We start from the raw sequence: 12,163 nt of genomic DNA on the forward strand, positions 1-12,163 counted from the left end.
GCCATAAAAAAACGCCACCCGAGGGTGGCGTTTGTCGTTGTTGCGCAGAGCTTACCAGATGCGGATCCGGTCTTCCTCGGCGATGTAGAGCTTGTCACCGGGCTGCACATCAAAGGCGGCGTACCATGCGTCATGGTTACGCGGCGCCAGGCTGCGGTAGCGACCCGGTGCGTGGGTACCGGCACGCAGCTGGTTGAGCATGCTTTGCTCGGTGCGCTTCTCACGCCAGATCTGAGCCCAGGCCAGGAAGAAACGCTGATCGCCGGTTACGCCGTCGATCACCGGGGCTTCTTTTCCGTCCAGGCTCAGCTGGTAGGCCTCGTAGGCCATGGCGATGCCACCCACGTCACCGATGTTTTCGCCCAGGCTGTTGCGGCCGTTAACGAAGTTGTTGGGGATCGGCTCGTACTTGCTGTACTGCGCCGCCAGCTCGTCGGTCTTGGCTTCAAAGGCGGCGCGGTCTGCGTCGGTCCACCAGTTGCGCTGGATGCCGTTGGCGTCGGACTTGGAGCCCTGATCGTCAAAGCCGTGGCCCATCTCGTGGCCAATCACCGCGCCGATGGCGCCGTAGTTCACCGCTGGATCGGCGTTGGGATCGAAGAACGGCGGCTGCAGGATGGCAGCGGGGAATACGATCTCGTTAAAGGAGCTGTTGTAATAGGCGTTGACCCGTTGCGGGGTCATGCCCCAGCGGTTGCGATCGGTCTTCTCCAGCTCCTTGGCCACGCTGTCGGCGTTGAAGAAGCGGCGCAGCGCCTGCACATTGCCGACCAGATCGTCGTCGGACAGCTCGAGGCCATCAAACTCCTGCCACACATCCGGGTAGCCAATCTTGGGGTTGAAGGCGGCCAGCTTGGCGCGGGCGTTGACCTTGGTCTCCTCGCTCATCCACTCCAGGTTGTCGATGCGCTTGCCCAGCGCGGTGCGCAGGTTCTCCACCAGCTCGGACATCTGCTGTTTGGAGGACTCAGGGAAGTGCTCAGCCACGTAGAGCTTGCCGATGGCAAAGCCCAGTGACTGGGTTCCGGACAACTGCGCCACGGCGCGCTTCCAGCGCGGGCGCGGCTCTTCCTGACCACTCAAGGTTTGGCCGAAGAAAGCGAAGTTGGCGGCGTAGATCTCTTCCGACAACAGGCCGGCGTTGTTGGTGATGGTGTGGAATACCAGGTAGTCCTGCCATACCGCCAGCGGCTCGTTGTTGACCAGCTCAATCATGCCCTTGATGGGCTCCGGGTGGGCCATGTTCAGCTGCGGTAGCTTATAGCCGGACGGTGCGAAGAAGCGGCCCCAGTCAAAACCGGGGTATTCGGTAGCCAGCTCGGTGCGCTTGATCTGGTTGAGGGTGAGATCGCGGTTACGGCGCTTCTCACGGGGCCACTGGGCCTCGGCCATCTTGGTTTCCAGCGCCAGGATAGCGTCGGCACGCTGTTCGGCGTTGTCGATACCGGCAAAGCCCAGCACCTCAACGATGTGGGCGCGGTAGGCCTCCCGGATCTTGGCGAAACGCTCGCTGTCTTCCAGGTAGTAGGCGCGATCAGGCAGACCCAGACCGGTGGCGCCCACGGACATCTCGTAGCGGTTCGGATCCAGACGGTCGAACCACATGCTGCCAGCGATAGGGGATTCTGCCCCGGTCAGCCAGGCTTCACCGAATACGGTGGTGAGATCGCCGGTGGAGTCGATGGCGCGGATCTGATCCAAGGTGCCCTGGATAGGGGCGAGACCGGCAGCGTTGATGGTCTCGGTGTCCATGTAGGAACGGTAGAAGTCGGCAATCAGCTGCTCTTCGTCGTTTAGGTCATCCCGGCTAAGGATGTCGTCGATGATCGCCTTCACCTGCTTTTCGCTACGCTCGGCCAGGGAGTCGAACGCGCCGTAGCGGGTTTTATCCGAGGGCATCTCGAAGGTTTCGTACCAGCTGCCGCTGGCGTAGCCGAAGAAGTCATCGCCGGGCTTAACGTCGAGGTTACGGGCGCTGAGGTCGATGCCGAAGCTGCCCAGTTCTGCCTGTCCGGCGGCCACTTGGCTGGCTTCGTTTTGTGTAGCGTTGTCGGCGGTAGGGGCGGTGGAGCTGCCACAGCCGGCCACCGCGGCCGTCAGGGCCATAGCGATTAGAGTGCGCTTCATTGTTGTTGTTCTTCCTTGCTTAATCTTCATGAATCTAAAACCTGTTTATCTTCATTCGTTAACATAAAAAGTCAATCTCCCAGTGGAGATTGACTTGAACTCGGTGGGGTGTGCGTTCGGCGGCATTGCGCCGTGTGCACTTAAGCTCGCTGGGCCTGGATCTCCGCTTCCAGCTCGTTGGCCAGGCCCGGGGGCAGCTGTAACCGGGCTGCCAGCATGCCCAGGTAGGCTCGCTCCGCCGTGGTGTCTACATCGATGGCCAGTACTGAGGCGGCGTAGATCTCGGCCGCCACTTCAGGGCAGGTCGCGCTGTTGACGATGGCATCCATGTCGACCGGTTGACCCATCTCCTGGATCAGCAGGTTTTTGCTTTCCGGGTCGAGCTCCAGCATCTCAATGCGCTGGAAAATCGCCTGACTTTCCTGGGCATCCAGTCGGCCGTCGGAACGCGCTGCGGCGATCATGGCGCGGATCAGCGTCATCCCCAGCGCTTCGTTGGCCGCTGCGTCGTTCTCTGCAGGCAGAAACGCCGAACCGGCCGGGGCGGGAATAAGCTCACCGCGCTGCTGACTCAGCGAGGCAGACTCGTTGGGGTAGGCGGCTTGTTGAGGTGCGTTGGCCTGGTTGGGGTAGGCGCCGTTTACTGAGGTCGCCGCAGCGGCGGCGGTATGGCCGCCGTGATGTGCGGCGCCCTGCGGCTGGGCGTTGTTGACCGCGTGATCTGAGTTACCAGAGCTGTCGGAGTTACCGGAGTTGCTGTAGCGCTGGTAGGCGGTGTAGGCCAGGGCACCCACGGCAGCGATGCCGCCGACCTTCAGGGCCTTCTTGCCCATCTTGCGGCCAGATTTGCTCATTAGCATGTTGCTGGCGACCCCGCCGGCTAAGCCACCGGCAAAGCCCTTGGCGGTGCTGCTACCCAGCAGCGAGCCCAGTAGTTTGTTTACGTCGGCCATTGCGTCTCTCCCTTTCAATGTCATCCAATGAGGTGGAACCGGTCGAGCCAAACGTCACATTGCGTCTTGTTAAGCCAACGCAATCCTCGACTTAACATGATTCTACGTGCTGTTGGATGGGCTGAGATCATCCACTCCAGGTTGGACGGGGTGAAGATTGTAAGCAGGTGTTTAAGGCGGTTCCCTTGCAAGGGCGCTAATGGCTTAATGCTGGCCAGTGGCTCCGATAAAACAACGAAAGCCCGTTCGCGGACAGCGAGTTCACCTCGTTGTCCGTGATAAGCCTTGTGGCATGAGAGCGAATCGGCCACCGGGCTCCAGAACAAGATGTATTAGGGAAGATCATTAATGAAAGCCAAGCTTCTGAAACTGTCGTCAGTGTGTATGGCACTGGCCCTCTCTCAAACCGCCACGGCGGAAACCTTTGAGTTCAAATCCGAGCTGAGCGCGGACTCCGACACCCTCATCGTGTTTCAAAACGTTGAGCAATCCACCGACTTTGCCCAGTTCGACAGCCAGACCCAGGGGCAGCTGAGCCGCGCGCTGAACGCAAACGGTTTTGACGCCAGCTATGGCAGCTTTGTCGAAGTGCTTGCTCCCAGTCAGCTGAGCTACGACCGAGTATTGGTGGTGGGCCTGGGTGAAGAGGCACTCTCAAGCGGCCAACTGACCAAGCTCGGTGGCAACATCGCCGGGAAGCTGGCGAGCAGCAACATCAGTGATGTTTCGGTCGCAGCCAGCCACCTGGATGCCAGCCAGGCCTCTTACCTTGCCCATGGCATCAACCTGCGCGCCTACAACTTCGACAAGTACAAGCAAGAGAAGGGCAAAGAGAAGAACTACGTCTTTGCCGTGAGCGACAGCGCGGAAACCCAGTCTGCCTACGCGCAACTGGCACACATCGAGTCTGGGATCTTCCTGGCTCGGGATCTGACCAATGAGGTACCCACCGAACTGACCCCTGTCGACTTTGTTGAGGAAGCGAAAAAGCTCAAGAAGCTGGGTGTGAAGGTTAAGGTTCTGGAGCCCAAAGAGATTAAGAAATTGGGCATGAACGCGCTGGAAGCGGTGGGTCGCGGCAGCACCGACGGTTCCCGTTTGGTGGTGGCCCACTACGAGGGCAGTGACGGTGCTCCCATCGCCATTGCCGGCAAAGGCGTGACCTTTGATTCCGGTGGCTACCAGATCAAGAACCACAGCGGCATGTTCAGCATGAAGTCCGACATGGCCGGCGCTGCTGCCGCTATCGGCACGGTTAAAGCCCTGGCGGAGATGAAGGCCGAGGTGAACGTGGTAGTGGTATTGGGCCTGGCTGCCAACATGGTCTCCAAAGAGGCGTTTGTCCCCGGTGATGTGCTTACCACCGCCGAGGGCCTGACGGTGGAGATCACCCATACCGACGCCGAGGGCCGCTTGGTGCTGATCGATAGCATGTGGTACGTGCGCGAGCACTACCAGCCCAGTGTCCTGGTGGACATCGCCACCCTGACCGGCGGCAAGTACCGCGCCCTGGGCACCAAGCTGGGCGGGATCTTCAGCGAGAGCGACCAGCTGGTGAACGAGTTCACCGCGGCGGGTAAGGCCGTCAACGAGCCGGTTTGGCAGCTGCCGCTGGGCTACGAAGAGATGCTGGAAAGCGACATCGCGGATCTTCGCAACACCGGCAAAGGCGGCCCCAGTGCCACCACCGCCGCCACCTTCCTGCAGCACTTTGTTGGTGACACCCCGTGGCTGCACATCGACATCGCCGGTAACGCACTGAATAAGTCCGCAAGCGGCGAAGTGCCGGTGGGCGGCACTGGCTACGGTGTACGACTGCTGACTGAGTGGATCCTCAATCACCACGAGCAGGCAGAATAAAGGCAGCAAGCACTTGCCGGTAAAGCCCAAAGGCCCTGATTGAATATCAGGGCTTTTTTGTTCTTCCTTACTATTTGAGCGTCCCGCAAATAAAAAAATTATCAAATAAATATCTAAGACATATAGTTCATAACACTTTAAAAAGCCTCAGAGATCTATCATATGGGTAATTTATTAGACAAAAAACCATTGAAAATATAATTACTTTGATTTGGGTATAGGTGTTTTTTGTTTAGGGCATATCGAATGCAGAGCTTAGTTTTTATATTAATAAATACAGAGGCTTTTTCATTGATGGTATTGTCGCTTGCGAAACCAAGTTGCGTAAGGTTCTATATGCGTGGTGTTACTTAGCACTTGCTAGCTTGGTGAATCAAGTTGTTAGCCGCAAAGCGAAACAAATTTAGAAATTAATTGATTGAGTTTGATTCAACTGTTAGTGTTGACCTGATTGAATTTTAAGCTATTTTTTCTAGCTGGTGTGTAATAGAGATAAGTTTAGTACGCATCCTGAGGTATCGAATGAATCAAAACCAAATTAATCAAGTTAAAGCGCATATTGAGTTATTCTCCACACTGGATTTTACAGGTCTTATCGCCTCTAAGTTTGGAGACAAAATAGATTTGTCATCAGTGATGATTGGTGATTACTCATTGGAAGAGTATGTCAGGCAAGTAAACAAGATTTTTACGCAATTCGAAGAAGAAATTGATTCACCTTACGCAAAGGTAATGCCCTTTCAGTACAGCTTTCAGAATGAGCTTGGAAATGGAAATTTGAATCAGGATCTGACTAATCTTCTGAATCAAATAAGATCGGGTAATTTTTCAGGAAGCATTCCGCAGGTTAACAAGCTTATACACTATCAAGCAGTCAATGGGTTCTGGGAGAAGTCTAAAAGAAAGTACTTTCGAACCTCGGAGATAGACATTAATGAAAGTAAGGAAAAAGTGGATTTAGCTTCTAAGCATGTATTAGAGGCCTCGACAAACCTTAAAGTCCTGATTGAGAAAATCGATGAGCAAAAAGATGAGCTAACACGATTTATAAAATCTAAAGATAGTGAGCTTAGCGAGATTGAGTCACTTCTTTCATCATCAAGACAACATAATGGCGAAATAAATGACTTATATACTAAGTCATCTACTCTCGAAGAAAGAATATCTTTATTGGCGAAACAGTCAGAAGAAAAGAGCAAAGATGCTCATGAGTTAACGGAAAATTTAAAGTCTGTACTTGATGAGTTTAATTCTATTCAGAACGATAGCAAAAGAGAGGGTGAATCAAGTAAAAAAGATCTGGATAAACTAAAGTCTGATTTCAACGAAGCTTTGTCATTTGTCGAAAGTAAAAAAAGTTTTTTTGAAGAGAGAAATGAATATCTCAATGATTTGATAGGGCGAGAGGTTGGTTCATCTCTTTTTGAAACCTTCAAGCAGAGGAAGTTAGAGCTAATAAAGTCAATTAGATTCTGGAAGTGGGCGGTACCTATCAGTTCAGTTGCTACCATATTGTGGATTTTCTTTCTCTTTGGCAATGGGGATTTGAATGCTTTGTCTTGGCAAATTATTATTGTTAACTCTTTGAAGTCTCTTCCCGCTGTTGGATTATTGTTGTTTACCATTTCGCAGTACGTTAAAGAGCGAAATTTCCAAGAAGAGTACGCTTTCAAATCTGCTGTTGCACTAACGATTAATTCTTATGCGGAACAACTGATGATGTCTGAAAATAAAGATAGGATGATTCTTTCTTCTGTAGGTAAAATATATGAAAGTCCAATTCATGACAAAGGTTCGGTGAAAGACTCAAAATTAATTTCCTCAGAAGCAAAAGACCTTATTGAAACGGCAAAGTCATTGGTTCAAACTAAATGAAAGTTACTTTTGGCTTGTTTTGTGCGTTGGTTACTTTTTCTTCTAACATTCAGGCGTCAAATGCTAGATTAGTAAGTGCAACTCAAAACGATATACCTATTGCTTCATTCGTCATTGAGTCGCTGGATGGCCAACATAGTCACCGATACAACGTTAATGAGCAGGCCGATGAACGCTTCGTGCCGGCGTCGACCTTTAAGATCCCCAATACCCTGATCATGCTGGAGGAGGGGGCTGTCTCTGGGCCCGATGACGTCATCAAGTGGGATGGCGTCGAGCGTGAGTATCGAAACTGGAACCAGGACCAGACGCTGAAGAGTGCTTTCCAGCGCTCTTGCGTGTGGTGCTACCAGCGCTACGCCGAGCAACTGGGTAACGAGCTTTACCTCAACTACCTGCGTAAGCTGGACTACGGTAATCATTTGACTGGCCCCGAGATAACCCAGTTCTGGCTGGAGGGTGATCTTAAGATCTCGGTGCCGGAGCAGATCGACTTCCTGCGCCGGTTTTACAACAATGACTTGCCCATAGAGCAGCGCCACATCGATACGCTGAAGCAGATCATGTTGTTCGAGAGCGATGAGGGCTACCAGATTTCGGCCAAGACCGGCTGGTCGGGCAAGTACGGCTGGTACGTGGGCTACCTGGAAGTGGATGGTCAGGTGTGGTTGTTCGCCAACCATCTGGTCATTGAGAGCACCTCGGATCTCAAGTACAGAAAGTCCATCCTGCTTGATACCTTCAAGCAATTGGGAATCCTTCCCTAAGCCACAGCTGGATAGAGACAGGCAGAACGAGAAAAGGAATAAGGCAGGGAACGAGGCTGGGAAAGAGATAAGGAGATAGCTCTGATGCACAGCGAAACCTATAGCACCCAATACCGTGATGCCTGTTTGGCGCTGTTCGACAGCAACGTGGGCAAGTACTTTGCACCCTCAGAGCGGGCCGATTTTATCGAGTTCCTTGATAATCAGGCGGCGCAGGGGCATTACCTGGTCTTCATCGAAAGCGGTAAGGTGGTGGCTTGCGGCGGCGTGGCAGCCAGTGACGATAGCGAAGACGCAACCAAGCCAGCCCACAGCGCGTTTTGCTGGGGCATGGTGCGTCACGATCTACATGGGAAGGGCTTGGGCAGCGAACTGACTCAACAGCGCCTGGATTTGGTTGTTAAGCTCGGTTTGCCCAGCCAGGTGCGGATGGAGACCTCCCAGCACACCGAAGGCTTTTACGCCCGATTCGGCTTTGAAGCGGTCGAGCGGGAGAAAGACGGCTTTGCCCCGGGCATCGATAAGGTAGTGATGACCATGGAGCTAGCGAATCATTGAGAGCCTTCCCTTAAGGATGCTGCCAAGCTCTGAAGCAGGCCCATCGTCGGCGAGCATCTGCCGTTCGTTTCTCTGCGTACAATGATTGGTAGCCGCACAAACTCTCATTACATAGCGATTTAAATGATCTGGATAATCCTATTACTCATCATGATCTTATGCGTCTTCCTGCCGGGTATGTGGGTCAAACACGTGATGGAAAAGTACGGAGAGCCGGCAGATCGATACCGCGAGAAGGGCAGTGGTAGTGAACTTGCGCGCCACCTGCTCAAGCATCACGGCCTGGAAAATGTCAAGGTAGAGGAGACGCCTGCTGGTGATCACTATGACCCGGTCGCGAAGGCTGTGCGTCTTTCGCCAAACAACTATGCTGGATATTCCCTGACAGCCGTGACGGTTGCTGCTCATGAGGTGGGGCATGCCATTCAGGATTCACGTGGCGAATCCTTGTTCCTGGCGCGGCAAAAACTGGTAAAGACAGCAATAGCCGGCGAGCGCCTTGCTGGCATAATGCTAATGGCGACGCCGCTTATCCTGGTGCTAACCCGTATTCCCCAGGCGGGTGCATTCACAATGGTGATTGGCATTGGTTCCATGGCACTGAGTACCTTGGTGCACCTGATTACCCTCCCCGTTGAGTTCGATGCCAGTTATGGCAAGGCACTGCCGATCCTGAAGAAAGGTGAGTACCTGTACGAGGGGGATCTGAAACATGCGGAGAAGATTCTCAAGGCGGCGGCACTGACCTATGTCGCTGCCTCGCTGGCCAGCTTGTTAAACCTGGGACGATGGATCGCGGTGCTACGCCGGTAAGGTTCAAGGGCTCCAGCCTAAGAAAATGGCGCCCAAAGGGCGCCATTTGATGTTTCAATGCAGAAGTCGTCGCCTTGCAGTGGCGAACAGTCCAAGTAGGCCTAAGGCCCAGAAGCCAAGGCTTCCTTTGTCTTCAACAATTTTGACTCCATCATGCAGCGTGATGGTGACAGTTGAGACCTCGGATACATCATGAGCGTCCCGCACCTGATACTGGAAAGAAGCCACGTAGCCTTCGTTACCAACCGGTTTGTAGTGAAACAACCCGGTTTCAGCTTCAATGGATAGATCTCCTTTCTCTGGCCCCTCAATAATTTCGAACACGATGGCATCGTCATTTGGATCCTGTCCTAGCAATCGGGAGTGGACTTCAGTTTCGACACTAGCCTTGAGATGTAGGTCTTCACTAATCGGCGCATCGTTCGTCAGTGAGATAGTAACCACGGCGGTATCGGACTCCCCAAAAGGATCGGTCACAGCGAAACTGAATTTATCAGTTACATGGGCTTGGCCAGTGGGGACATAGCTGAAACTCGCAACGTTGCTATCGGGGATCTCTACCGACCCCAATTCGGGTTGGTTTAGAATCGAATAGGTAAGCGGATCACCGTCTTCGTCTGCTGCAATAAATTCAAGCATTTCCGTGTTGGCCCAATGGACTTCCACAGATTGGTTTTCGGCAGTGGGCGCTTGGTTGTACAAATCAATGACCAGGCTAGCCGGGGTAAGTGTTTGGCCATCTTTGATTGCAGAAAAGCTCAGGTACTCAGTACCCAGGCTTGTAGCGGATGGCGTGTAACGGAACTCACCTTTTTGGCGGTTGGTAAACTCGAAGGTACCGTGACTTGGCGCTGTATGTAGTAGGTATTGGTCAACCGATATTTCATCGGGGGCCAAACTCTCTTCAATAGATATGCTGCCGTGAGTTTGGATACTGATATCCACAAGTTCGCTGCCTGGTGCGCCATCAATGCGTTGAAAAACGCGAATCTGCAATCCACCAGAAATATACCACTCATCACTTCCGAAAACTCGGTACTTGACTGGACCCTCAACTCCTTGCACTGGTTGACGCCAAAGGACTTGATTACTTGCAATAGAGAAAGCACCAAATTCTTCCTCACATGTGAACAACACAGTCTGGACATCTTGCCAACTCAGTCCGGATACGGGTGAGTCGCACACTGGATAAAGTTGAGTCACAGATTCTGGATCAAAATGGTGGATAAGGCCGCTCTCGCTGCCTGCTAACAGGTACGGGACTTCAAATGCAGGATCACCTAGGAGGCTAGTAAACAAGCGACTGTGATTGAATGTAGTAAAGCTATTTGTATCCGTATGATACGCGAAGATCTGTTGGTCGCTCAGTGCATAGACTAGTCGTTCCCCAATAGAGCTGCTGATCGTCAAATCATCGATCGCGCTATTATACTGTGTAGGAACCTGTGGAGAGCTCTTTTCTAAAGATTGAGAGAATGGATTTATTTGGTGAATTTTCCCACTGAGGCTTCCAGCAAGGATTTTTTGACCAGAAGTGTCTGATGGATTCCCGAACTCGAGCGCACTGATTCCCTCCCCGTAATCGAGCTCGATGCTATAGAGTAACGAACCATCGTTGCTATCCATTACGTGCACTCGGCCATCGCGTATGACTGAGGTTCCGAGTAGGACTTCTAACTTCCCATCGTTGTTGCTGTCTACGACTTTTACCGCTCTATAACCTGTCCATGTGCTAGGGTATGGAGAATTTTCATAGTGGTCCCAGTAGGCATAATGATCATTCAATCTTCTCAAAGAGAGAGTCCCGGTGCCAAAGGAAACGTTACTGTCATAAGCACCCTGTAGTAGAGCAAAATCTCCATCTTCTTGCTGAATAAGGTCGTAGCCAGTGAATGGTGTTGTCAAACGTTGGCTTTTAAACAAAGAGTCACTGCTCGAATAGTCGTGAACATACAAATGATCAGATGCCCAAGCGACCTCGGTTTTTCCATCGCCAGTTAAATCCTCTACATGTATGAACGACACACCATTATCATCGTTTGCGATAGACCAAAAACGCTTGCCGTTCTTTGCTTGCAGTGCATGGATACTTCCCCACTGACCGTCTCCGTAAACGACGTCGAGTTGTCCATCTCCATTTACATCATAGAGACCAAGAGCGTGTATATTATGTTTGGATTCATGTTCCCACAGCTTTTCAAAGCTCTGAGCACTGTATGCGGAAATATCATACCAGTGTTGTGAACCAATGATTTCTAGAAGGCCATTGTTGTTAATGTCTGTAGCAACAATGTTGTAACCGAGCTGAGTATCGAAAGAACCGTAGAGTACGAAGTCTCCGTCTTCAAACCGATAAATACTTCCGTCACTAAAGACAAGCTCGGTTGAGTTTTGCTCACTAAAGCTACCCGGTAAGACCTGTCCTTCGCCAAGTTTATATGTGCCTTGTAAACTCCAGGAGTTTGGGTCCCAAATAGATAATGTACCGTATTCTTGCTGAATCAGTATCTTTGTCTTCCCATCTTGAAAAAGGTCTGCCTCAGCAATCGATATGACTTGACGCCAAGCTTCTGGAAGATCAATCGATTTAACAATTTGCTCTAATTGCAAATCAAGAATTGTAAGTTCTCCAGTTTGGCCAATAAGAGCAAAGTCTCGGTCTAGTGCAATATCACGATAGTGATATATTGCTCCTACTTTTTCGGAGAATAAGAGTTGCTCTTCAATTTCAAACCCATTTGCGACATTTAACTTTGATAGGTATGTATTGTAAGAAGAATTGGACCAACTGCTGAGCCAAAGAACATTATTTCCATCACCATTAAAATCACCAGAAATAGTACCAGCGTCTCCAATACCTGTCCCGAACGCAAAACGACCACCTGCCTTAGTAAGAAGCAAGTCAGATTCTGTCTGCGAGGCCGAATTTGCATAAGTATATGAAGAAAAGTGAGTGGACTTTCCATTTTGAACAAAAGGTGTGATGTAAGACTCGGCGGCGACTGTATGCTCAGATGCATCCATGGCTAAGATTAAAACCGCCAGCAGTGTTAGGGCTAGGGTTCCTGAGGCACGGTTTGTCATCCAATACTCCTTGCTTGGACGTAGATTAAATCGTGCTGGATGGTAATGCTGAGCAGGAATCACAACAACAAGGTAGCGTTTGCAATACGCTGGGGTAAAAGTGTCGACGTCGCCTTGAATATAAAT

At 51.5% G+C, this 12,163-nt stretch carries 8 protein-coding genes; 5 read left to right on the forward strand and 3 right to left on the reverse strand.

Going from position 1 to position 12,163, the window contains the following annotated elements:
• Positions 1-51: 51 nt before the first annotated feature.
• Both BUC04_RS00510 and BUC04_RS00515 read right to left on the reverse strand, forming a co-directional pair.
• On the reverse strand, positions 52-2,127 hold the full coding sequence (locus BUC04_RS00510) for a M13 family metallopeptidase (RefSeq protein WP_067654066.1): 2,076 nt from the start codon (positions 2,125-2,127) through the stop codon (positions 52-54).
• A gap of 140 nt (positions 2,128-2,267) precedes the next feature.
• A complete protein-coding gene (locus tag BUC04_RS00515; RefSeq protein ID WP_067654069.1) occupies positions 2,268-3,080 on the reverse strand; it encodes a tellurite resistance TerB family protein in 813 nt (270 codons plus the stop codon).
• 348 nt (positions 3,081-3,428) lie between these two features.
• Between BUC04_RS00515 and BUC04_RS00520 the strand changes: the two genes are divergently transcribed.
• From BUC04_RS00520 to BUC04_RS00540, 5 genes are all read left to right on the forward strand, one after another.
• Positions 3,429-4,940, forward strand: coding sequence for a leucyl aminopeptidase (locus BUC04_RS00520; protein ID WP_067654072.1), 1,512 nt, complete (start codon positions 3,429-3,431; stop codon positions 4,938-4,940).
• 522 nt (positions 4,941-5,462) lie between these two features.
• Complete coding sequence (locus tag BUC04_RS00525; RefSeq protein ID WP_067654075.1) at positions 5,463-6,815, forward strand: DUF5336 domain-containing protein; 1,353 nt, start codon at positions 5,463-5,465, stop codon at positions 6,813-6,815.
• The gene (locus tag BUC04_RS00530) at positions 6,812-7,582 is read left to right on the forward strand and encodes a penicillin-binding transpeptidase domain-containing protein (protein WP_073325482.1); all 771 of its coding nucleotides are present in this window, start codon (positions 6,812-6,814) and stop codon (positions 7,580-7,582) included. The genes BUC04_RS00525 and BUC04_RS00530 overlap by 4 nt, the downstream gene beginning before the upstream one ends.
• 84 nt (positions 7,583-7,666) lie before the next feature.
• Positions 7,667-8,140, forward strand: a complete 474-nt coding sequence (locus BUC04_RS00535) for a GNAT family N-acetyltransferase (RefSeq protein ID WP_067654079.1) — start codon at positions 7,667-7,669, stop codon at positions 8,138-8,140.
• Positions 8,141-8,263: 123 nt separating this feature from the next.
• The gene (locus BUC04_RS00540) at positions 8,264-8,953 is read left to right on the forward strand and encodes a zinc metallopeptidase (RefSeq protein ID WP_067654081.1); all 690 of its coding nucleotides are present in this window, start codon (positions 8,264-8,266) and stop codon (positions 8,951-8,953) included.
• A 54-nt stretch (positions 8,954-9,007) separates the two neighbouring features.
• On the opposite strand, the gene BUC04_RS00545 is transcribed toward BUC04_RS00540, so the two are convergent.
• Positions 9,008-12,037, reverse strand: coding sequence for an Ig-like domain-containing protein (locus BUC04_RS00545; protein WP_143165482.1), 3,030 nt, complete (start codon positions 12,035-12,037; stop codon positions 9,008-9,010).
• Between the last annotated feature and the right edge of the window lie 126 nt (positions 12,038-12,163).

The organism is Ferrimonas marina, from assembly GCF_900129905.1.
Lineage (GTDB): Bacteria > Pseudomonadota > Gammaproteobacteria > Enterobacterales > Shewanellaceae > Ferrimonas > Ferrimonas marina.

What these genes read in the sequence shown, in the direction of transcription:
- BUC04_RS00510 (WP_067654066.1), bottom strand. Translation starts at nt 2,127, where the DNA reads ATGAAGCGCACTCTAATCGCTATGGCCCTGACGGCCGCGGTGGCCGGC.
- BUC04_RS00515 (WP_067654069.1), bottom strand. Translation starts at nt 3,080, where the DNA reads ATGGCCGACGTAAACAAACTACTGGGCTCGCTGCTGGGTAGCAGCACC.
- BUC04_RS00520 (WP_067654072.1), top strand. Translation starts at nt 3,429, where the DNA reads ATGAAAGCCAAGCTTCTGAAACTGTCGTCAGTGTGTATGGCACTGGCC.
- BUC04_RS00525 (WP_067654075.1), top strand. Translation starts at nt 5,463, where the DNA reads ATGAATCAAAACCAAATTAATCAAGTTAAAGCGCATATTGAGTTATTC.
- BUC04_RS00530 (WP_073325482.1), top strand. Translation starts at nt 6,812, where the DNA reads ATGAAAGTTACTTTTGGCTTGTTTTGTGCGTTGGTTACTTTTTCTTCT.
- BUC04_RS00535 (WP_067654079.1), top strand. Translation starts at nt 7,667, where the DNA reads ATGCACAGCGAAACCTATAGCACCCAATACCGTGATGCCTGTTTGGCG.
- BUC04_RS00540 (WP_067654081.1), top strand. Translation starts at nt 8,264, where the DNA reads ATGATCTGGATAATCCTATTACTCATCATGATCTTATGCGTCTTCCTG.
- BUC04_RS00545 (WP_143165482.1), bottom strand. Translation starts at nt 12,037, where the DNA reads ATGACAAACCGTGCCTCAGGAACCCTAGCCCTAACACTGCTGGCGGTT.